The following is a 21,055-nucleotide window of genomic DNA, read 5'->3' as shown; positions in this document are numbered from 1 at the left end:
GGGGACTCCCCCGGCCCAATCGAGGAGATTTCTTGACCAACGCCTTTTCGAATCAGTGGCAAGGGCTCTTGGAGTCCTTGCTGCACCGTGGCAGCTCCGCAGGAGCCGACCTGGTGGAGGTGTTTCTTGAGCGCACCGACCACATCGGTTTGCTTGCCGAACAGGATCGGATCACGAGTGTGAATCCGTCGTTCGCCCGTGGAGCTGGCCTCAGGGTGTTCCGTGATAGCCGTGATGGCTTCGTTAGCACCAACGATCTCAGCGAAGCCGGCCTCCAGCGCGCCCTCGATCAGGCCCTCGCCATGCTCGGGCTCGAGGCGCAACAGCTCACGTCCCCTTCAGCTTTTGAAGGGTTGAAGCAGCTGACCGACCACGGCTTGAACAAAGCTGACTGGCTGGAACGCTGCCCCTCCCTGGATCAGGCCAGCCAGTGCCTGCTCAAAGGCACAGACCATCTCAATCGTCTTGGTCAGCACCTGCAGGTGCGCCGTGGCAGTTACGCCCGCGACTGGCAGGAAGTGCTGGTGGCTGCATCCGATGGCACTTTTGCGCGCGACATCCGCCTGCATCAGTCGACCGGTCTCTCCGTTCTTGCCGCCGACGGCGATCACCGATCTAGCATTGGTCGCCGTTATGGCAGTTCCGATCGTCCGGACGATCTTCGGGACTGGGATGCCGAAGCCAGTGCAGCTGAAGTGTGCAACAGCGCTGGAACGATGTTGCGGGCCGACTACGTGGATGCCGGACAGATGCCGGCTGTTCTCGCCAACCGGTTCGGTGGCGTGATTTTCCACGAGGCCTGCGGCCACCTGCTCGAAACAACCCAGATTGAACGGGGCACCACGCCCTTCGCAGACCGGGTTGGTGAACTGATCGCTCACCCTGCAGTCACCGCAATCGATGAAGGGCTGAGTGGTGGATCCTTCGGTTCAATCTCGATGGATGACGAAGGGATGGAACCTGAGCGCACCGTGCTGATCAAAGACGGGGTGCTCCAACGCTTCATCAGTGACCGGGCCGGTGAACTGCGCACGGGCCACAAACGCACCGGAAGCGGCCGGCGTCAGAGCCATGCCTTTGCAGCTGCGAGCCGGATGCGAAACACCTTCATCGACGGCGGTCCGCATACCCCTGAGCAGTTGATTGAATCCGTCGATCAAGGCCTGTACTGCAAGGCCATGGGTGGCGGAAGCGTCGGCCCGACAGGTCAGTTCAATTTCTCCGTTGAAGAGGGGTATCTGATTGAGAACGGCAAACTCACCAAACCGGTGAAAGGGGCGACGTTGATCGGTGATGCCAAGGAGGTGATGCCACGCATTTCGATGTGCGCCAACGATCTGGAACTGGCTGCCGGGTTCTGCGGATCCGTGAGTGGAAGTGTGTTCGTCACCGTGGGCCAACCCCACATCAAAGTTGATTCGATCACGGTGGGGGGCCGTTGATGATGAGCAGCAACAACAGCCTTAACGCCACGGATCTCAGGGATCGCCTTCAGACCCTCGCCTCGCGCGAAGGCATTCGTCGTTGGGATCTTGGTGCCGCCTGCAGTGACGATTGCTCCGTTCAGGTGGATCGTGGTGAAGCCAAACAACTCAAGGCTTCGCAGCGGAGCTCCATCACCGTCCGGGTTTGGAACAGCGATGGCCTGGTAGGCATCACCAGCACCACCGACCTCTCCGATAGCGGCTTGGAACAAGCCCTGGTGGGAGCCCATACGGCCAGCCGTTTTGGCAATCCCGAGGACATCCCTGAGTTCTCCCCCCTGGCCACAGCTCCACTCCCCGAGCTCGATCGCCCGCTTCAACCACGCCAAGGAATCCTCCCCCTGCTGGACACCCTTCGAGATGCGGAAGCCGATCTGTTGTGTCGTCACCCTGCGATCCAGACCGTCCCCTACAACGGACTGGCGGAATCCCTATCCCAGAGCCTCTATCTCAACAGTGAGGGAGCACTGCGCCAGATGGAGCGCACCCAAGCCAGCCTGTATCTCTACGCGAGGGCGGAGGAAACAGGTCGTAAGCCCCGCAGTGGAGGAGCTGTTCGTTTGGGTCTTGGCAGCAGCGAACTGGATGTTCAAGGCTGCATCAGCGAGGCTGTTGATCGCACCGTCAGCCATCTGGATTATCGACCGATCGAAACCGGGATCTACCGGGTTTGCTTCACCCCCGAGGCCTTTCTCTCACTGCTTGGTGCCTTCAGCAGCATGTTCAATGCTCGTTCGGTGCTCGATGGGGTGAGCTTGAGCCAGCGGGATTCGATTGGATCCGATGTGGCGGTTCCCTTCTTCAATCTCCACGATGACGGCCTCCACCCCGGACACATCAGTGCGGCAGCCTTCGATGGAGAGGGAACACCAACCCGACGTCTCTCCTTGATTGAGGGCGGAACCCTGCGGAATTTCCTTCACTCGGAAGCCACGGCCCGAGCCTTCGGTGTTCAACCCACCGGCCACGCTGGACTTGGCGCCAAGGTTTCGGTGGGTCCAGACTGGTTCGTGGTTGGTTCCAACTCGCAGGTGAGCAGCGGTAACAGCCTCAACCACCGCACCGAGTCAGGCCCCTTCGTGCTGATTGAGGATCTGTCAGCGCTTCACGCCGGTGTGAAAGCCACCCAGGGATCCTTCTCCTTGCCCTTCGATGGATGGTTGGTGAACAACGGCGAACGGGTTTCCGTTGAAGCAGCAACGGTTGCCGGTGACATCCGCTCTGTTCTCAACGGCATTGCTCATCTGGAAGCTGATTCTGAAATCACCCACCGAGGCGTTTCCCCTCATGTTTGGGTGGATGGACTCTCCATCACCGGCGAAGCCTGACGTTGAAGATTCTGTTCTGGGGGACACCGGTCTATGCGGTGCCAACCCTTAATGCACTGCATGATGCGGGCCACACCATCGTTGGGGTCGTCACGCAACCGGATCGTCGGCGGGGTCGAGGCAAACAGCTGGTTCCATCACCGGTCAAGGCGAGGGCGGAAGAACTCGGTCTTCCTGTGTTTACCCCTGATCGGATCCGACGGGATGACGATTGCAAAGCCAAGCTCGCTGCACTCGGTGCTGATGCCTCTGTGGTCGTGGCCTTCGGACAGATCCTTCCCAAGGATGTGTTGGAGCAGCCTCCCCTGGGCTGCTGGAACGGCCACGGGTCACTACTACCGCGTTGGCGTGGTGCTGGTCCCATCCAGTGGTCCCTGCTCGAAGGGGATCAGGAAACGGGTGTGGGGATCATGGCCATGGAAGAAGGGCTCGATACTGGTCCGGTTCTGCTCGAGCAACGCACCCCGATCCAGCTGCTGGAACCTTCCATCGCCTTGGCTGAACGGCTCAGTGCTCTCACTGCAGAGCTGATGGTTCAGGCGATGCCACTGATTGAAGCGGCGGGACCGGGTCCAGAAGACGAGAGATTGGCAAGGCTCAACGTGCGGGTTCAGGCCGAGGGGTCGACCTATGCCCGCATGCTGGAGAAGCAGGATTTCCAATTGGATTGGTCTGCCCCTGCTCTCAGCATTCATCGCAAGGTGATGGGGCTTCATCCCGGAGCGTTCACCCAGTGGCAGGGCAAACGCCTGAAGGTGTTGCGCACGGAGCCGTTGATCGAGCGCCTGCAGGATCAACTCAGTCCTGAGGGACGCAACCTCGTGGGCCAATGGCCCACCGGCGGGCATCCCCCAGGGACGATCCTTGAAGTGATCGAAGATCTGGGGCTTGTGGTGAGCAGTTCAGGCTGCCCACTTCTGATCCGGGAGGCACAGCTGGAAGGGAAAGCACGCAGCACAGCCCCCGTTCTGTTGCAGCAACTCAACGCCACTCCCGGAGATCGATTGGGCGAAGGTTGATTCAGGATTCCGTGTACAACATCCGCGCTTGAGACCAAACCCGATCGAGATCGTGCTCGGAGAGCTGAAGAGCTTCCGGGAACATCGTCGAGAGCCATTGTTGGCGCTTCAACAGGGTGTCGGCTTCAAAAAATGTTTGCTGCGAGGCCAGAACTCTGAATTTGAGAAATTCCAGCAACCTTGCGCGCAAGCGAACCGTATCGATGAGTTTGATCCGTTGGCCTTGATCACAAAGATAGATGGTGCCGCCTGTTTCCACTCCGCATAATCGCGGTGCAAGCAATTCCAACGTTGTCGGCGGTTGCCAATGGCGCAACTTTGTCTCGGGGTGGGGGTAATAAATCCAGCCGTTCACAACCTCACTTTGGGGCGTCTTGATCTGAACACTCCAGAACGAGAACGTTTCGGGGGGGTGGAGGTCGGTCCATCGCACCTTTTCAAACAGGTGATCTGGATTTGAAAGTGAAACCTCGAGGGGGGCAAAGTCGAGATTTAGCGTGCCGAAGTAACAGCCCGAAAGGTCCAGCCCTAAGGACTGGAACACGGGGAATTGCATTCGAATCGTGCCATCCGGATAGGGTGAATCGTTGCTTGTTCCGGAGGCGACGCCATGGCCAGCACAGAGTCGCCCAGTGAGCCAGTCCGGTTTCATCAATCAGCGAAGTTCACGGTGGCTGCAGTTCTCGCAGGGGCCTTCCGGCCACACAGCACAGCGGAGCAAAGGACTACGGGCATTGAAACGGCAATTGGGATCACCGATCACCCAGCCATGTTTCCAGGGTGTTGCATCGGCGGGACGTGTCTGGGGTTTCACCAACAGGGCCACTGAGGCCATCACATAGCGACCGTTGCGAAGGGCGTAACGGTGACGACGTTGCATCACGAGGAAGGATTGCTCTTTCACAACAAGCCATCGCCCTGGTTGTGGCGGATCCTCAAGATCAACGCGATGGAGCAAACGGTCTCCACTGATAAGGCGAAGTTCAACAAGCATGGCCTTCGTCCTGATCAAGTTCCTTGCTGCGGATCGACATTCCCCAGGCAAACAGCAACAGCACCACCACCAAGGTGAGCCAATCAGGTTGATTGAGGCTGGGCACGACAACGTGAACAATCAAGCGCAGCGCCACGAAAGCAACGGCGAGAAACCCAGCCGTTTCAAGCCGTGGATAAAGATCAAGCCAGCGGATAAACAGGGCGGATGTAAAACGCAGTGCCACGATGCCGATGAAGGCACCTGTGCTGATCAACACAATCTGATCACTGATGGCCACGGCTGCGGCGACGCTATCGATGGAGAAGGCCAGATCTGTGAAAGCCAGCAGCAAAACCGTGTTCAGAAACGGGCGAGACAGACCGTTGGATTCATGTCTTTCGCTGGACTCGGCATCATCGCCTGATCGGTTGTTGAAGTGATCAACCACCAGCCAAACCAGATAGGCCGCAGCGAGGAGTTGCACCCAGGCGTTTTGCAACACCCACTGGGCCACAACGATCAAGGCGATCCGCAAGACCAGTGCAATGCCAATGCCCAGGTTGAGGGCAAGGCCTTCCCGCTCCGGTTGGCGGCTGCTGCGGGCGATGGCCGCGAGGGCCACGGCATTGTCAGCCGACAGGATCAGCTCCAGCAGTACAAGAACAGGCAGCAGGGCCAAAACCTCACCCCATTGATCGGCACCTTCGAAGAAATCCGACAGTGAGGGAAGCGAAGTGATGTCCATCGCGGCAGCCTAGAAAGTGCAAGCGCTGTTCCATTGCGATGCAGATCCGGGCCGAGCTGTGTCACGTCGACACCCTTAGATGCATCGTGCGGGTCGAGGCCTGGCTCGACGGTTCTCTGCAGGGCAGCGCCCTCGGTGAAGCCGCCACTGCTGAAGAGGCTGAGGAGAGAGCGTTGCGACGCCTGAACTCCAGGCTGGGGTCCACTGAGGGGCCACAACAGCCCGTGAATTCAGCTCTCCCTGAAGCCCCCCAGGTGGATGAGCCAAATCCGAAGCAGGTGCCCGTGGAGCGGCCGAGAAAAATTGAGCAGACCCAGCCCTCATCTGCTCCACACCCCCCTGCCACCCATCAGGTCCCCGTCATCCCTGCTGACAATGCCCCCTCTGAAACACCAACGGATCCTGACGACTGGAGTGATGAGCTGACCGCCATCGATATGGAAATCAGACGCATTGGTTGGTCTCGAGAGCAGGAGCAGGAGTATTTGACCCGGGCCTTCGGGCTCGGCAGCCGCCACAAGCTCACGCGCTATGCCGATCTGGTGGCCTATCTGCGTCAGTTGAAGATGATCCAAGCCAACGACGACGCGTCCACCGCACCAGCACCCATCCGTCGTGGTGATCTGCTTCAACAAGGAGATGCAATGTTGAAGCAACTGGGCTGGAGCTCCGATCAAGCCAGGACTTTTCTCCAACAACGACTGGGGGCGACCAGTCGTCAACAACTCGGTGATGAACAGCTGCTGCAGTTCAACATGCTGCTGGAGGAGCAGACGCTCAGCCAGGCCAAATAAGCACTAACACTCAGGAATGGTCGGGGCTAGTGGCCTACAACGGGTTTGCGGCAGGGACTGATACGGCGTCCATGCCGATTGCAGCAGGGTGAATCGTCTACACACTCTGCGCAGCCCGGTCGTTCCCTCCGCTTCTTTCCTGAAGGGGGGAATGGCCCCTATGGGGCTACAACGAGATCAGAGCTCAGAAGTGAAGGGTTGCTGAGCTGCTAGATCAACTGCGGAAGTTGAACTCCAGCTTGGTTTTGGGCTTTTGGTACTTGATCACATTCATCACCTGAAGACCAGTATTTTCAGACTTCCTCTCCTCGGCAAGCGCTTTGAGGATCATGGAGCCCGAGGCCTGCCAGTCTTGATCGACTTCGATTAATTGCTTGGCTCGTGAGTAGTACTCCGCAGCTTTAGCCAAATAATCAGATTTCTGGCTTGATGTCTTTGAAGATATTGCCGTTGTGATGGACTTCGCTTCCGCTAGAAGAATTGTACATCATGCTTTTCAGTGCAGATAAATTACTTGAGGCCTGCAATCCCGTAAGCGCGTTTTAGACCAAGGTGATTGACCAAACCACGAGGAATCGATAACCAGCTGAGGCGGATGCTCCTTGCGAGCGTTTTTGGCCTGAATGTCACCTGATATGTCAACGTTTTGAATCTTTAACCTGCCAAATCCACCAGCTGCACTTGCGATATGGTCAGTCATGGATAACCCCACCCTTGTTGTACGGCAGCTGATCAATGAGCTTCGGGATGACATGTCCGAAGCGGGCCGTGAACTCAGAAATCGCAGCACTTGGGATCTCCAATGCCCCGTCGTCATCATTGATGCACGTACCGAACCCAACCGGGTAGTTCGTACCTCAGTTCGCGGCATCACTGGTGCCATCGCCACCAGCAACGTGATCGATGATCCCTTGATGCGGTCGTTTCTGGATCGCTTCCGTGAAGTTGGTGCTGATGAAGCCCTCAATGAATTTCTGCAGGGTCCAGAGGCAGAACGTTTCTCAGAGCTCTGGGACATCTACAACGACGAAGCCCAACAGCAGGGTCTAGCGGTCTGGTCCCACAGTGACGCCGCCAAATTTGTGCTCAAGTCGAAAACTTGTTTTGACGATGGTCAGCTGGCCTGTGTTGCCATTACGTCGGGAGACCATCGTGATGCCCACGACGTGCTCACCTTTTCAGTGGATGCCTGCTGGTTGTCTTAAGTGCCGGTTCGGCATTAAACGCACCGGAATTCAGGAGCGGATCAGTTGAACAACAACAAAAAGCGCTGAAGCTGCCAGGGGCCAAAGCAACCAGGTCAACTGGGGAATGGTGAGGGCGAGCACAAGCCCGATCACGAAGAAAATCAGAAAACGGCCGAGGGTCATGAAGGCACCAATACCGACGTATTGAACCGAAAACCCCGCCTTAGGCCAGTTTTTCGCGCCTTGAGCTGGGGGCTGGTTCGGGGGTGAACAGGATGGGGATCGAGGAAGCAACCAGCACGCCGCCCACAGTCAGCAACACCAGCAGCGGAATGGGCCGGACCAGGGGCTGATGCTGCAACGGTGTCGCGCAGCTGGAGCAGAGCGGAACAACCCCCTTGGGTGGAAGCAACACCAAGGCCGGGCCGCAACAGCAGGAGGGGCAGCGGTAGCGCGGCATCGACCGGTGAAACGCAGCTGCAGGCACCTTATTGCGAAGATCATGGATTGCCGAGGCCTGCTCCATGCCGCTCCGTTCCCTGGTGACCAAGTTGCAGGAAACTGCACTCACCGGTGAGCTTGATGAGCGCTCAAGCCGCCACGAACGTTTGCTGATGCGCGGGGCTGGTCGTTGCAGCCGAGCTCTGGTGGCAAGCGCGCTCTCACAGCGGCGGGGCGCCCCTTTGCTTGTGGTGGTGCCAACGCTTGAGGAAGCGGGACGCTGGACAGCGCTTTTGGAATTAATGGGGTGGGGCCAGGCCAGCCTGTACCCCACCAGCGAAGGCTCTCCCTATGAACCCTTCGATCCCACAAGTGAAATCACCTGGGGGCAACTTCAGGTTCTGAGTGACCTGCTGGGGGAACCCAACGCGGCGTCCTGGGCCATCGTGGCCACGGAACGTTGTTTGCAGCCCCATCTCCCCCCGCCGGATGTTCTGAAAACGAAAACGCGCACCTTGCGCAAAGGAGATGAGGTTGATCTGGAGGCACTGGGCGAGACGCTGGCCCAACTTGGCTACGAGCGGGTCACCACCATTGAGCAGGAGGGGAGCTGGAGCCGTCGCGGCGACATTGTCGACATCTTCCCGGTGAGCAGTGAGCTGCCTGTTCGACTCGAATTCTTCGGAGAGGAGCTTGACAAGCTGCGGGAATTCGATCCCGCCAGTCAACGCTCACTGGATCCCGTCGATGCGCTTCGACTCACACCAACAGGGTTTGGGCCTCTGATTGCGGACCAGCTCAGGGAGACGATGCCCGATGGACTGGAGCAACTGCTCGGTTCTGAGGGCACAGAGCAGCTTTTGAACGGCGGGACCCCGGAAGGCATGCGCCGGCTGATGGGGCTCGCCTGGGAGCAACCCGCCTCGCTTCTCGACTACCTGCCCGATACCACAACAGTGGTGATCGATGAGCGACGCCAGGGCCTAGCCCACGGACAACAGTGGCTCAGCCATGTGGAAGAACATCACCACGACATGGCTGCAGAGGCGGGTCTGGACGAGGACGATCGTGATCGGCTCTGGCCAGCGGTTCTGCACCGTGAGATTGAATCCGCTTATGCCCTGACGGAGGTCTTCCATGGCTTTGACATGGCAGAACTGCTCGAAGTCGACCAGCACCCCAACAGCTTTGACCTCGCCAGCCGCCCTGTTGCGGCCTACCCCAACCAATTCGGAAAACTCGGGGAACTGATCAAGGGATTTCAAACCGAGCGCACGGCGGTTTGGTTGGTGTCTGCACAACCCAGCCGAGCGGTTGCGCTGCTGGAGGAGCACGACTGCATCAGTCGGTTTGTGCCGAACGCGGGAGACAGCAATGCCATCTCACGTCTGATTGAGCAGAACACCCCCGTCGCCCTGAAGGTGAGGGGCACTGCCGAACTTGAGGGTTTGCAGCTGCCGGCTTGGCGGATTGCTCTGGTCACCGACCGTGAATTCTTCGGTCAGCAGAGCCTCAGTTCCAGTGGCTATGTGCGCCGTCGTCGCAAGGCCGCCAGCCGCACGGTGGATCCCAACAAGATGCGCCCGGGCGATTTCGTGGTGCATCGGAACCATGGCATCGGCCGCTTCAAAGCCATGGAAAAACTCGCGATGTCAGGCGACATCCGCGACTACCTCGTGGTGCAGTACGCCGATGGAATTCTTCGGGTTGCCGCCGATCAACTCGGCAGCCTTGGGCGTTATCGGGCCACGAGTGAAACACCCCCGCAGCTCAACCGTATGGGTGGCACGGCCTGGAACAAGGCCAAGGAACGGGCCAAGAAGGCGGTTCGCAAGGTTGCCCTTGATCTGGTGAAGCTGTACGCAGAACGGCAACAGGCCGCAGGCTTTGCCTTCCCCTCCGACGGCCCCTGGCAGGTGGAAATGGAGGAGTCGTTCCCCTATGACCCGACGCCGGATCAACTGAAGGCCACGGCCGACGTGAAACGGGATATGGAACGGCAGGAGCCGATGGACCGACTGGTGTGCGGGGACGTTGGCTTCGGCAAGACCGAAGTTGCGATCCGCGCCATCTTCAAAGCCATCACCGCTGGAAAACAGGTGGCGATGCTGGCCCCAACCACGGTGTTGGCTCAGCAGCACTGGCGCACGCTCTCGGAACGCTTCGCGCCATATCCGATCAAGGTGGCTCTGCTGAATCGTTTCCGGACGGCGTCGGAACGCAAATCCATTCTCGATGGCCTGAAGCAGGGAACCATCGACGCCGTGGTGGGAACCCACCAGTTGCTCAGCAAAGGAGCGTCGTTCCAAGAGCTTGGTCTGTTGGTGGTGGATGAAGAACAGCGCTTCGGTGTGAACCAGAAGGAAAAGATCAAAGTGCTGCGGAAGGACGTCGACGTGCTGACCCTGTCGGCAACGCCGATTCCCAGAACGCTCTACATGAGCCTTTCGGGGGTGCGGGAGATGAGCCTGATCACCACACCACCGCCACTGCGCCGTCCGATCAAGACGCATCTGGCTTCTCTGGATCCGGAGGCGGTGCGCAGCGCCATCCGCCAGGAACTGGATCGTGGGGGCCAGGTCTTTTATGTGGTTCCCCGGGTGGAAGGAATCGAGGAGGTGGCTGCAGGCCTACGGGAAATGCTGCCAGGCCTGAAGCTTTTGGTGGCTCACGGTCAGATGGCCGAGGGCGAACTGGAGAACGCCATGGTGGCGTTCAACGCCGGTGAAGCCGACGTGATGCTCTGCACCACGATTGTGGAAAGCGGCCTGGACATTCCTCGCGTCAACACGATCCTGATTGAGGACGCCCACCGTTTTGGCCTGGCCCAGCTGTACCAATTGCGGGGACGGGTCGGTCGCAGTGGGATTCAGGCCCATGCCTGGTTGTTCTATCCGGGCAACGCATCGCTGAGCGACACCGCCCGTCAGCGGTTGCGCGCCATTCAGGAGTTCGCCCAACTGGGCAGTGGATACCAGCTCGCCATGCGTGATATGGAGATCCGTGGAGTGGGCAATCTCCTCGGCGTGCAGCAGAGCGGCCAGATGGAAACCATCGGCTTTGACCTCTACATGGAAATGCTGCAGGAATCCCTGGCGGAAATTCAGGGCCAAGACATCCCCAGCGTTGAAGACACCCAGGTGGACCTCCCCGTCACGGCCTTCGTGCCTGCGGACTGGATCACTGATCCCGATGAGAAGATCGCGGCCTACCGGGCTGCCGCCGACTGCCTCACCGCCGAGGCCCTGGTGGAGCTGGCTGCGGGTTGGGCCGATCGCTACGGAGCGCTGCCCGCTGCCGTGGTGTCGCTACTCCAACTGATGGAACTCAAACTGCTGGCGAAGCGGTGCGGCTTCTCCAGGATCAAACCGGAAAAGCCCAACATCATGCTTGAAACTCCCATGGAGGAACCGGCGTTCCGTTTGCTGCGCCAGGGGTTGCCCCAGCATCTGCATGGCCGTTTGGTGTATCAGGCCGGCAGCGGCATCCAGCACAAGGTGATGGCCCGCGGTCTTGGTGTTCTCCCCATGGAGAAGCAACTGGAACAGCTGATGGAATGGCTGCGTTTGATGGCAGCCCAGATTCCCGATGCCGATGGCAAAACGGAGGCACAGCGCCAGGAAGAGCTGCGTGCCAAGAATGCAGAGGTGGTTCAGGTCTGAAGCCTGAAACCAATTCTGAGAAAAACGTTACCAACCACGCAATTCTTCGTTACATTGGTTCAAGCGAAATCCGTTGGACATGGGTGAATTCGTCGAGATCGGTGCTGGTGGCGTCTCTCTGGAACTGATCAGCGGCGTTTTCTGTGCCACCGCGCTTGGTGTGTATGCCCTGTTCCAGCCCGGCGCTTCAGACGATGACGACTCCAACGGTGGTGGCGGCGGCGGACTGATGCAGCCGATCTCCTGAGTTACTGCAGCGCGTAGCTGAGATTGGCCCGGCCGTGTTGATAGGTCGTGCCTGCCTGAATTTTCTTCAATTGGTTGATCAGGGTCCCCTCAGCCTTCCGGTACTGACTGTCCTTCTGGGTACCCAGGTCTTCAACCGAGAAGTTCTTGATCTCCTGTTTCGACATCGCCGCTTCGATGTCCGGTTGGATTCCGTTCTTATGAATATCGGTTCCCTTGGGTGTCAGGTATTTTGCGATGGTGACCGTCAGACCGGATCCATCGGCCAATCCGCGAACGGCCTGGACAAGCCCTTTGCCGAAGGTCTTCTGTCCAACGAGTTGGGCACGGGAGTTGTCTTGGAGTGCCCCTGAAAGAATTTCGCTGGCACTGGCGGATCCCTGGTCAATCAACACCACCAGGGGTTTGTCGGTGATTGCACTGCCCGTGGCGCGCCTTACATCGCGAATGCCCTCGCGGGTTCGGGTGCTGACGATGGTGCCTTCATTGAGCCATTGGCGGGCGATGTCCACACTGGCCTCGAGCAGGCCGCCTGGATTGCTGCGCAGATCCAGCACATAGCCCTCAGCAGCCTGAGATTCCAGATCCTTGATGGCAGCACGCATTTCACGCGTGGCGTTGGCATTGAATTGCTTGAGACGGATGTAACCCACCTTGCGGCCGTTGGGCGCCGTGTTGAGCATGGCCTTCACTGCATGGATCTCAATCCGGGCCCGTTTCAGCGGCACATTCAGCACCTGACCCTGGCGCCTGAGTCCCAGCACCACATCGGTGCCCTCCGGGCCACGAATTAACTTGACGGCGTCCTCGGTGGTCATGCCTTTAGTGGAGGCACCATCAATGGAAACGATCACATCCTTGGGCTGAACGCCCGCACGGGAAGCAGGGGTGCCCTCAATCGGGGAGACAACAATCAGCTCCTTCGTGTCTTTGTCGAGACTGAGCTGAATCCCCACGCCCATCAACTCACCGGAGGTATCGATCTGCATTTCCTTGAACTCCTTCGGATCAAGGAAACGCGTGTAAGGGTCATCGAGGCTGGCCAGCATGCCCCGGATCGCCTCGTAGGACTCGGCGCTGCCTCCATAAGACTTGCTCAGCAGATTGCTCCGCAACTGGCGCCACGTTCTTTCGTCGTAGGAGCCCGTCGAATCGAGGTAATCGCGATAAACGATCTGCCAGACCTGATCAATCACCTCCTTAGGGCTGTCGTGTATCGATCCCCCGGATGCCGATGGAAGTGAGAGGCCTGGTGAGCTGATGCCCATGGCGGTGACCACACCGCCGACACCGAGCATCAGCAGCAAAGGAGTCGAACGAACCAAAGAACGCAGGCGCTGACTCCGAACCATGGCCCTTCAGGACTGATTCTTCAGACTAACGAGATCAGGCGGGCTCCACCCAGCGACCGTCCTCTTTGATCAACTGGATCAGAGCTTCAACGCCCTCAGCTTCAGGCACCTTGCGGATTTCATCTCGACCGCGATACAAAGCAATGGTTCCAGGCCCTTTGCCCACGTAGCCGTAATCAGCATCGGCCATCTCTCCGGGTCCATTGACGATGCATCCCATCACAGCAACGTCAAGACCCTGGAGATGCTTGGTGGCATCCCGCACCTTATGCAGCACCTCTTCGAGATTGAACAGGGTGCGACCGCAGCTGGGGCAGGCGACGTACTCAACCATGGTCTTGCGCAGACCCAGGGATTGGAGAATCGAGTAGCAGACGGGGATTTCCTTTTCAGGAGCCTCCGTCAATGAGACCCGGAGGGTGTCTCCCAATCCATCGGCCAACAGGGTGGCAATGCCTGCGGTGCTCTTGATCCGGCCGTAATCACCGTCACCGGCTTCGGTCACGCCCAGGTGCAGAGGGTAATTGAAGCCTTCCTTGTCCATGGTGTCCGCCATCAGGCGATAGGCCGCAAGCATCACCGGCGCCCGCGAGGCCTTCATCGAAATCACGATGTTGTGGAAATCAAGTTCGTGGCAGATGCGCACGAATTCCATCGCTGATTCGACCATCCCCTCAGGGGTGTCGCCGTAGGTGAACAGCATCCGCTCCGCCAGGGAGCCATGGTTCACACCAATTCGCAGCGCCTTGTTCTGATCCCGCAGCAGGGTGACCAAGGGCTCGAACGTCTCACGGATGCGCCTGCCGATGGCGGCAAATTCTTCTTTGCTGAACTCCTGCCGATCGGGATCGGGCTTGTCGAAAACAAATAGCCCGGGATTGATCCGAACTTTGTCGACATGCTTGGCGACTTCGAGGGCGATTTTGATGCCGTTGTGGTGGACATCCGCCACCAGGGGAACCATGCAGCCCTGCTCTCGAAGTGCAGCACGAATTTTGGCCATGGCCTTCGCATGGCCAATCGAAGGCGTCGTCACCCGAACGATTTCACAGCCAGCTTCCACAAGCCGAAGGATTCCTGCGACGGACCCATCTATATCGAGGGTGTCCTCGTTGATCATCGACTGAACAACCACAGGATGCTCACTGCCGATCGGCACATCACCCACCATCACGGTGCGGGTCACACGTCGATGGATCTTGGTGTCGTAACGCCGATCCAGGGCAGTCATGAAGCTCAGTTAGAAGCAACCCAAGGCTCGCACAGGCGCTGTTGGACTGCGGCCAGGTCCTGTTGTGTCAGATCCAGGGGCGCGCCGGCTGCTTTGGAGGGATTGCGCAGCAGATAAGAGGGGTGAAAAATCGGCATCACCGCCCGTCCATTCCAGCTCTGCCACTGCCCACGAAGCTGGGTCATGCCCCCCTTGATGCCAAGGATGGTCTCCACAGCGGTGGCTCCCGTCAGCACGATCACCTTGGGGTCAACGGCCTCCAGTTGAAGGTCAAGCCAGGCCCGACAGGCGGCCAACTCAGCTTTTTTCGGCCGTCGGTTGTTGGGCGGCCGGCATTTGATCGCGTTGCAGATGTAGAGGTCATGCTCGGGATCCAGATCCACATCCCGCAGCAGTTGATCGAGGGCACGTCCTGAACGGCCGACAAACGGGACGCCCTGAGCATCTTCCTGAGCCCCTGGTGCTTCACCGATCAGCATCAGATCCGCTTTGGGATTGCCGCGGCTGATTACGACGGTCTGGCGCGAACTGGAGAGGTCACAGGCAGTGCAAGAACTGCAGGCCTCCAGGCTGGAGAGAGTCATGACATCGGAGCAACAGAGGCAAGGGGAGCCAGGAGCAACAGGGGATTGCCCTCCGGATCTTGGATCCAGGCCTCAGCACCAAAGGGCTCAAGCCGCGCCTCCTCGAGGAGCGATCCACCACGCTTCAGGGCGTTACTGAGCAGCCGTTGAAGTTCAGGCAGGGGTTCCTGCGATGGGGAGAGCCTCAAACAGGGCGCCAGCGCTCGCCCTCGGGCGGGAAAAGAGCGCCGGCGTGAAGGCCTGTAGATCTCCAGCTGGGTGCCATCGCTGAATTGAACGATGCAGTGGTGCTCCGCCAGCCCAGGCTTCAACGTGGCTTGAAACAGCTCGCTGTAGAACGTCGCCAATTTGGCGCTGTCTTCCGCAGCCAAGACCCAGCTGATCTGTATCGCATTCATGGGCGCTGAGAAATCAAGGTTGTCTGCGACACCATCTGCGGCAGGATGATGAAGTTTTAAACGCACCGCGGGGAGGTGCGTTACCGATGCCGCGCCCGCCAGAACTTTCCGACCGGGCTGTCGCCCTCAAACCGTCGCTGACGCTGGAGATCAGCGCCAAGGCCAAAGCACTGCGCGACAGCGGTAAGGACATCTGCAGCCTCAGTGCCGGTGAGCCGGACTTTGCGACGCCTGCATTCATCGTTGAAGCGGCTCAGCATGCTCTGGGATCCGGCTTCACCCGCTACGGCCCCGCCGCGGGGGACCCCGATCTGCGTGCTGCTCTGGCCCACAAACTGAGCGTCGAAAACGGGATTCCAACCCAGCCCGAGCAGGTGCTGGTCACCAACGGTGGCAAGCAAGCCATCTACAACCTGTTCCAGGTGCTGCTCAATCCCGGCGACGAAGTTCTGGTGCCGGCGCCCTACTGGTTGAGCTATCCCGAGATGGCGGCCTTGGCCGGGGCGAGCACCAAGATCATCCCCACCAAAGCGGAAGAAGGCTTCCGTCTCGACCTCGATCTGCTGGAGCAGCAGATCACCCCACGCAGCCGACTGCTGGTGATCAATTCCCCTGGCAACCCCAGCGGCCAGGTGATGACACGGGCCGAACTGGAGGCTCTGGCCGCGCTGGTGGCCCGTCACCCCCAGCTGATGGTAATGAGCGATGAGATCTATGAATATCTCCTGGCCGATGGTCAGCAGCACTGCAGCTTTGCGGCCATTGCCGAAGAGATCCGCTCGCGCTGCTTCACCGTGAACGGCTTTGCCAAAGGCTGGGCGATGACCGGCTGGCGCCTTGGTTATCTGGCTGGAGATGCTGTAGTGATCAAGGCTGCTTCAGCCCTGCAGAGCCAGAGCACCAGCAATGTGTGCAGCTTTGCTCAACGGGGTGCCCTTGCAGCGATCGAAGCGCCCCGAGATTGCGTGCGCGAGATGGCCATCAGCTACAACCGCCGCCGAACTCTGCTCACTGAAGGGCTGCAGGCTTTGGAGGGCATCATCCTGACGCCCCCTCAAGGGGCCTTCTATGCCTTCCCCCGGTTGCCGGATGGTGTGCCGGATTCGATGGAGTTTTGCCGTCAAGCCCTGGAACAGGAAGGCCTGGCCGTGGTTCCCGGTTTGGCCTTCGGCGACGACCGCTGCATTCGACTCTCCTGTGCCGTAGCGGATGAGACGATCAACGATGGACTTATGCGATTGAAGAGTCTGCTTCGTTCCTTCTGATCCGATCTGATCACTTCCTTCTTCTGAATGTCTGTACGAGAACGCAGGGCCGTGGTGGCCACCGGTTTGATTGCCGGCCTCGCCCTCACGGCCAATGTTTCCAGTTGCGGCGCACCCCAGAACGACGCCGAACAGGCCGTTCTGCAGATCGGTGCCATCCCCGACCAGAACCCCGAGAAACTCAATCGCCTCTACGGCACGCTCTCTGCGGAACTCAGCGAAAAGCTGGATGTTCCCGTGCGGTATGCGCCGGTGAGCAATTACGCGGCGGCGGTGAGTGCCTTCCGCACCGGCAGCCTTGATCTGGTCTGGTTCGGTGGACTCACCGGTGTGCAGGCCCGGCTGCAGACGCCTGGAGCCCGGGTGCTGGCACAACGGGACATCGATGCAGAGTTCACCAGTGTGTTCATCGCCAATGGCGCCAGTGGTTTGCGCCCCTTCACCAGTGCCGACCAACTGGTTGAGCTGAAGGGACGCCGACTGGCCTTCGGTTCGGAGAGTTCCACCTCCGGCCGCCTGATGCCCCAGTTCTTCATGGGGGAATACGGCGTGAAACCTGAGGATCTGGCGGGGGGCGGCCCTGGATTCAGCGGAAGCCACGACGCCACCATTGCCGTGGTTCAGAGCGGTGCCTACGAGGTGGGCGCCTTGAACGAGCAGGTCTGGCGTAGCAATGTGGCGGACGGTCGCGTGGATCCCGGCAAGGTGTCGGTGATCTGGAGGACACCGCCCTACGTGGATTACCACTGGGTTGTACGACCCGGTCTGGATGAGCGCTTTGGCAAAGGTTTCACCAACAAGCTGCAGAGCGCTTTGCTGGACTTGTCGGCAGACACAGAGAACGGCGCCACGATTCTTGAGTTGTTCGGTGCCGAACGCTTCATCCCTGCCAAGGACGAGGACTACGTGATGATCGAAACGGTGGGTCGCCAACTCGGAAAGATCCGTTGACGGCGCTGCTGGAGCTGCACCAGGTCTGCCTGGGGCAACGGCTCCAACCGATCACCCTCACCCTTCGTGCTGACCAGCGTGTGGTTTTGCTCGGTGCCAGTGGCGCCGGAAAAACCACGTTGCTGAAGCTCTGCAACGGGGCCTTAAGCCCCGAAGCAGGATCCGTGCACTGGTGCGGTCGCCCCCATCAGCAGTTGTCGCGCCGGCAACGGCGCCAAATCGGCACGCTCTGGCAGGACCTGCGCCTGGTGGAGGAACTGAGTGTGATCCAGAACATCAACAGCGGTGCCCTGGGACGCCATGGGCTGCTCTGGGCGATTCGAAACCTGCTGGGTCCGCTGGAACCAAACACCTGCCTGGAGCTGATGCACCAGGTGAAACTGGAGGCCGATCTGCTTGAACAGCCCGTGCGTGAGCTCTCCGGAGGGCAGCGCCAAAGGGTGGCTCTGGGTCGTCTGTTGCATCAGCGGCCTGAACTCGTGCTGGCGGACGAACCCCTCTCCGCCCTTGATCCCAGCCTCGCCGAAGACGTTCTCAACATCCTGCTTCTCTTGCCGGGCTGTCTGATCAGCCTGCATCGGCCGGATCTGATACACCGTTTCGATCGGGTTCTGGGGCTCCGTGGTGGTGCCCTGGTGATCGATGCGGCTCCAAACACCATTCATCGGGATCAGTTGGAATGGCTCTACGCATCGGCCTGAAGCCAGCCCTGCCGCTGATCCCATTGCTGCCGGGCCTCAGCCTGCTCGGCATTCTTGGGGTGTTGTTGCGCGATGGTCACGGCGGCGGACTTTCAGTTCTTCAACAGTTCGCGGCTGGGGCAGTGCAGCCCTCCATCGATCCCATCGTTCTGGGCAGCTTGCTCAACGGGCTCCAGATCACCCTGGTGATCGCTGTGATGTCCTGGGGCATCAGCAGTGTTCTCGGCGTGGGTCTCGGACTCCTGAGCTCAAGCACCTTCTGGGAAATCCAGGCGGGCGTGCGTTGGCCTGCCGTGATCTTGCGCCGTTGGCTGGCGCCCCTGCGCGCTGTGCATGAACTGATCTGGGGGCTGTTGTTGCTGCAGGTGTACGGGCTGAATGGCTGGGTTGCGATCTGCGCCATCGCGATTCCCTACACGGTTCTGATGGCGCGGGTGATCGCCGATCAGGTGGATTGCCACGTTTCACCGGCCATTCCCGTCCTCAAGGGAGCCGGCGCCTCGCCATGGGCGGTGATGCTCACCGGGCTTGTCCCACCGCTGGCAGAGCCGATCAGCGACCACATCGGCCACCGCCTCGATTGCGCACTTCGTTCAGCCTTGATTCTGGGCGTTTTCGGCCTCGGAGGACTGGGGACAGACCTCAGCCTCAGCCTGCGCTCGCTCCAATTTCAGGAGCTGTGGAGTGGGCTTTGGATGCTGGCCATCGCCATGGTGGTGCTCGACCGACTGCTGCGAACGCTGCGCGGCTGGTCACGCATGCTGATTCTTCCCGTGGCCATGGCCAGCCCCTGGGTTGCCCTTGGCTGGGGAACACAGCTGGATCTGCAGCTGGCCTGGCCAGTGGCTGAGTGGTCGATGGTTGTCGGCAACCTCATCGACGGATCCCAGGGATTCAATGCTGCCCTTGAGATCTCCTGGCCCGGGGTGATTGGTGCCACGGTTTGGATCACCCTGATCGCCGGTTGTGTTGCCACCGGCCTACCACCGCTGTTGCTGCTGGTTTGGCCCAGCCAAGCCAGCCTGCGTTTGCAGGGAGTGGCGTGGGGGGCGTTGCGACTGATCCCGGCCCCTCTCACCGCACTCCTGCTGCTGATGCTGGCCAAACCAAGCTTGAGCCTGGCGGGGCTGGCCCTGGGGCTGCACCACGGCGGTGTGATGGGTCGGGTGCTGATCGATGACATCCGCAGCACGGGAGTGCGTTCCGCCCAGACCATGAAGGCCTGCGGCGCCCCCAACCGGGTGAGCTGGCTTTACGGCCCCCTGGCGGATGTGAGTCGCGCTTACCTCACCTATGCGACCTACCGATTTGATGTGATCCTTCGCGACACCGCGATCATCGGCATGGTGGGGGGAGCTGGTCTGGGCTGGCAGCTGATGGAAGCCCTCAGCTCGTTTCATTGGTGGTTGGTGCTCTGGATCGTGCTGATCTCCGCAGTGCTCACACTGCTGGGTGAGAGCCTGGGGGAACGACTTCAGGGGAGCTGGAACAGCCGGGCCATGGCCTTATGAGCGGTGCGAACGACGCCCCCCGTCAGCTGATCGTGCTCGGGGACAGTGGCGTGCATGGTTGGGGTGACCATGAAGCGGGTGGCTGGTGCCAGCGACTGCGCCTGCGCTGGATGAACCTGCCCTGCGCTCCAGTGGTGTACCCCCTGGGCATCCGCGGGGACGGCCTAGAACGCGTGGCCGCCCGCTGGCGCAGCGAATGGAGCTGCCGCGGCGAACTGCGTCGCCAAACGCCGGGCGGACTTATGCTTAGTGTCGGGCTGAATGACACCGCCCGCGTTGGTCGGACCGATGGCAGACCCCAACTGGATGTGGAGGCCTTTTCGTTCGGCCTGGGACAACTTCTTAATGAGATGACCCAGGAGGTGCAGGTGTTTGTGCTGGGCCTCACTGCGGTTGATGAGCACGTAATGCCCTTTGCCGGCTGCCTCTGGTACAGCAACAGCCAGATCGCGGCCACGGAGGCCGTGATGGCTGAACAGTGCCGTGAGGCTGATGTGCCCTTCCTGTCCATGCATCAGGAGATGCAGGAGGAGCCCGACTGGTTGACCTGGATGGAACCCGATGGGATCCACCTCAATGCCGATGGCCACCGCTGGCTCGACCAGCGCTTGGGTCAGTGGGCGCCTCTGCAGGAGTGGGCCGGACTCGCTGCCCTTAACACATCAACACCTATCAGCATGTAAACGAGACCGACGGGGGCGACTAATGTGTGGCTCTCCTGACATTGGTGATCGGACTTGGGACCTGACCGCTCTGCACAACGCGCTGCCGGCCACCCCCCTGCCCAGCGCAAAACCACGCTCAAGTGGGACGAAAACGGTGAACTCACAGCCCTGGATATGGCACGCATCGTTGACCGCTTGACCCAGCCGGAACTGCAGCGCTGCGATCTCGACCCCTCCTGAGGATCAGCTCGGAGCCATGGCCTGCTTGGCGGATTTGTAGAAATCCAGGTCGATGTCGGAACGTCCATCTGAATCCGCCATCGCCTCAACGCGTTTACGAACAGCAGGCCGTACGAAGAACGGAACATCTTTCTTGAGTGCTGCCAGTGCTCCTGGTTGCCAGTCCATCAATCCAAAACCGTTGCACCCATGATCCGGCACGAAAGTGCCGATCAGCGACACCAAAGGGCCAACCGCTTCGGGGCTGAGCGTTGAACCGTTGGATCAGTTGCACT

At 59.8% G+C, this 21,055-nt stretch carries 24 protein-coding genes; 13 read left to right on the top strand and 11 right to left on the bottom strand.

Annotated elements, in window-relative coordinates; genetic code table 11:
• Positions 1–32 precede the first annotated feature (32 nt).
• From DXY02_RS09640 to fmt, 3 genes are read left to right on the top strand one after another with little or no spacing between them, the layout of a single operon-like run.
• Complete coding sequence (locus tag DXY02_RS09640; RefSeq protein ID WP_114989125.1) at positions 33–1,442, top strand: TldD/PmbA family protein; 1,410 nt, start codon at positions 33–35, stop codon at positions 1,440–1,442.
• Positions 1,442–2,812 (top strand): TldD/PmbA family protein, encoded by a 1,371-nt coding sequence (locus DXY02_RS09635; protein WP_114989124.1) that lies wholly within the window; start codon positions 1,442–1,444, stop codon positions 2,810–2,812. Before DXY02_RS09640 ends, DXY02_RS09635 begins: the two co-directional genes overlap by 1 nt.
• Before the next feature lie 2 nt (positions 2,813–2,814).
• A complete protein-coding gene (fmt, locus tag DXY02_RS09630; protein WP_114989123.1) occupies positions 2,815–3,831 on the top strand; it encodes a methionyl-tRNA formyltransferase in 1,017 nt (338 codons plus the stop codon).
• A 1-nt stretch (position 3,832) separates the two neighbouring features.
• Here fmt and DXY02_RS13215 read toward each other — a convergent pair whose 3' ends face one another.
• The 3 genes from DXY02_RS13215 to DXY02_RS09615 form a co-directional block, all read right to left on the bottom strand.
• The gene (locus DXY02_RS13215; protein WP_371640113.1) at positions 3,833–4,186 is read right to left on the bottom strand and encodes a hypothetical protein; all 354 of its coding nucleotides are present in this window, start codon (positions 4,184–4,186) and stop codon (positions 3,833–3,835) included.
• Between the two features lie 300 nt (positions 4,187–4,486).
• Entirely contained in the window at positions 4,487–4,825 is a 339-nt protein-coding gene (locus DXY02_RS09620; RefSeq protein WP_114989122.1) for a DUF6464 family protein, read from the bottom strand.
• Positions 4,815–5,552 carry a DUF475 domain-containing protein gene (locus tag DXY02_RS09615; RefSeq protein ID WP_114989121.1) on the bottom strand — a complete coding sequence of 246 codons (738 nt, stop codon included), beginning with the start codon at positions 5,550–5,552 and terminating at the stop codon, positions 4,815–4,817. The genes DXY02_RS09620 and DXY02_RS09615 overlap by 11 nt, the downstream gene beginning before the upstream one ends.
• A 38-nt stretch (positions 5,553–5,590) precedes the next feature.
• On the opposite strand from DXY02_RS09615, the gene DXY02_RS09610 reads away from it, so the two are divergent.
• The gene (locus tag DXY02_RS09610) at positions 5,591–6,346 is read left to right on the top strand and encodes a hypothetical protein (protein WP_114989120.1); all 756 of its coding nucleotides are present in this window, start codon (positions 5,591–5,593) and stop codon (positions 6,344–6,346) included.
• A gap of 214 nt (positions 6,347–6,560) precedes the next feature.
• Here the strand turns inward: DXY02_RS09610 and DXY02_RS09605 are convergent, their stop codons facing one another.
• Positions 6,561–6,755: a hypothetical protein gene (locus DXY02_RS09605; RefSeq protein ID WP_114989119.1), complete on the bottom strand. Its 195-nt coding sequence runs from the start codon at positions 6,753–6,755 to the stop codon at positions 6,561–6,563.
• A 289-nt stretch (positions 6,756–7,044) separates the two neighbouring features.
• Between DXY02_RS09605 and DXY02_RS09600 the strand changes: the two genes are divergently transcribed.
• A complete protein-coding gene (locus tag DXY02_RS09600) occupies positions 7,045–7,551 on the top strand; it encodes a hypothetical protein (protein WP_114989118.1) in 507 nt (168 codons plus the stop codon).
• 30 nt (positions 7,552–7,581) lie between these two features.
• On the opposite strand, the gene DXY02_RS13100 is transcribed toward DXY02_RS09600, so the two are convergent.
• Positions 7,582–7,716: a hypothetical protein gene (locus DXY02_RS13100; RefSeq protein WP_006851938.1), complete on the bottom strand. Its 135-nt coding sequence runs from the start codon at positions 7,714–7,716 to the stop codon at positions 7,582–7,584.
• 40 nt (positions 7,717–7,756) lie between these two features.
• Positions 7,757–7,993, bottom strand: coding sequence for a hypothetical protein (locus DXY02_RS09595; RefSeq protein WP_114989209.1), 237 nt, complete (start codon positions 7,991–7,993; stop codon positions 7,757–7,759).
• Positions 7,994–8,057: 64 nt separating this feature from the next.
• Between DXY02_RS09595 and mfd the strand changes: the two genes are divergently transcribed.
• Together mfd and DXY02_RS12635 are read left to right on the top strand one after the other, a co-directional pair.
• Entirely contained in the window at positions 8,058–11,636 is a 3,579-nt protein-coding gene (gene mfd / locus DXY02_RS09590) for a transcription-repair coupling factor (RefSeq protein WP_114989117.1), read from the top strand.
• A gap of 79 nt (positions 11,637–11,715) precedes the next feature.
• Positions 11,716–11,883 carry a hypothetical protein gene (locus DXY02_RS12635; RefSeq protein WP_006849887.1) on the top strand — a complete coding sequence of 56 codons (168 nt, stop codon included), beginning with the start codon at positions 11,716–11,718 and terminating at the stop codon, positions 11,881–11,883.
• Position 11,884: 1 nt separating this feature from the next.
• Here the strand turns inward: DXY02_RS12635 and DXY02_RS09585 are convergent, their stop codons facing one another.
• The 4 genes from DXY02_RS09585 to DXY02_RS09570 are packed head-to-tail and all read right to left on the bottom strand — an operon-like array spanning position 11,885 to position 15,420.
• Positions 11,885–13,234 (bottom strand): S41 family peptidase, encoded by a 1,350-nt coding sequence (locus DXY02_RS09585; protein ID WP_114989116.1) that lies wholly within the window; start codon positions 13,232–13,234, stop codon positions 11,885–11,887.
• A 34-nt stretch (positions 13,235–13,268) separates the two neighbouring features.
• Positions 13,269–14,465, bottom strand: a complete 1,197-nt coding sequence (gene ispG, locus DXY02_RS09580) for a (E)-4-hydroxy-3-methylbut-2-enyl-diphosphate synthase (RefSeq protein ID WP_114989115.1) — start codon at positions 14,463–14,465, stop codon at positions 13,269–13,271.
• A 5-nt stretch (positions 14,466–14,470) separates the two neighbouring features.
• Positions 14,471–15,049, bottom strand: a complete 579-nt coding sequence (locus DXY02_RS09575; RefSeq protein ID WP_114989114.1) for a uracil-DNA glycosylase — start codon at positions 15,047–15,049, stop codon at positions 14,471–14,473.
• Positions 15,046–15,420: a VOC family protein gene (locus DXY02_RS09570; RefSeq protein ID WP_244276254.1), complete on the bottom strand. Its 375-nt coding sequence runs from the start codon at positions 15,418–15,420 to the stop codon at positions 15,046–15,048. The genes DXY02_RS09575 and DXY02_RS09570 overlap by 4 nt, the downstream gene beginning before the upstream one ends.
• Before the next feature lie 113 nt (positions 15,421–15,533).
• On the opposite strand from DXY02_RS09570, the gene DXY02_RS09565 reads away from it, so the two are divergent.
• The 6 genes from DXY02_RS09565 to DXY02_RS12630 are packed head-to-tail and all read left to right on the top strand — an operon-like array spanning position 15,534 to position 20,780.
• Positions 15,534–16,712 carry a pyridoxal phosphate-dependent aminotransferase gene (locus tag DXY02_RS09565; protein WP_114989112.1) on the top strand — a complete coding sequence of 393 codons (1,179 nt, stop codon included), beginning with the start codon at positions 15,534–15,536 and terminating at the stop codon, positions 16,710–16,712.
• Positions 16,713–16,739: 27 nt separating this feature from the next.
• On the top strand, positions 16,740–17,663 hold the full coding sequence (locus tag DXY02_RS09560; protein ID WP_114989111.1) for a putative selenate ABC transporter substrate-binding protein: 924 nt from the start codon (positions 16,740–16,742) through the stop codon (positions 17,661–17,663).
• Entirely contained in the window at positions 17,660–18,364 is a 705-nt protein-coding gene (locus DXY02_RS09555; RefSeq protein WP_114989110.1) for an ATP-binding cassette domain-containing protein, read from the top strand. Before DXY02_RS09560 ends, DXY02_RS09555 begins: the two co-directional genes overlap by 4 nt.
• The gene (locus DXY02_RS09550) at positions 18,343–19,875 is read left to right on the top strand and encodes an ABC transporter permease (protein ID WP_114989109.1); all 1,533 of its coding nucleotides are present in this window, start codon (positions 18,343–18,345) and stop codon (positions 19,873–19,875) included. The genes DXY02_RS09555 and DXY02_RS09550 overlap by 22 nt, the downstream gene beginning before the upstream one ends.
• Positions 19,872–20,558, top strand: coding sequence for a GDSL-type esterase/lipase family protein (locus DXY02_RS09545; protein WP_114989108.1), 687 nt, complete (start codon positions 19,872–19,874; stop codon positions 20,556–20,558). The genes DXY02_RS09550 and DXY02_RS09545 overlap by 4 nt, the downstream gene beginning before the upstream one ends.
• Positions 20,559–20,612: 54 nt before the next feature.
• Positions 20,613–20,780 (top strand): hypothetical protein, encoded by a 168-nt coding sequence (locus DXY02_RS12630; protein ID WP_011364263.1) that lies wholly within the window; start codon positions 20,613–20,615, stop codon positions 20,778–20,780.
• A 3-nt stretch (positions 20,781–20,783) separates the two neighbouring features.
• On the opposite strand, the gene DXY02_RS09540 is transcribed toward DXY02_RS12630, so the two are convergent.
• Positions 20,784–20,948 carry a PCP reductase family protein gene (locus DXY02_RS09540; protein ID WP_114989208.1) on the bottom strand — a complete coding sequence of 55 codons (165 nt, stop codon included), beginning with the start codon at positions 20,946–20,948 and terminating at the stop codon, positions 20,784–20,786.
• Positions 20,949–21,055 lie beyond the last annotated feature (107 nt).

Source organism: Synechococcus sp. N19, assembly GCF_900474045.1.
In the GTDB taxonomy this organism is placed as follows: domain Bacteria; phylum Cyanobacteriota; class Cyanobacteriia; order PCC-6307; family Cyanobiaceae; genus Parasynechococcus.
This window is presented reverse-complemented; position numbering and strand designations above follow the sequence as displayed.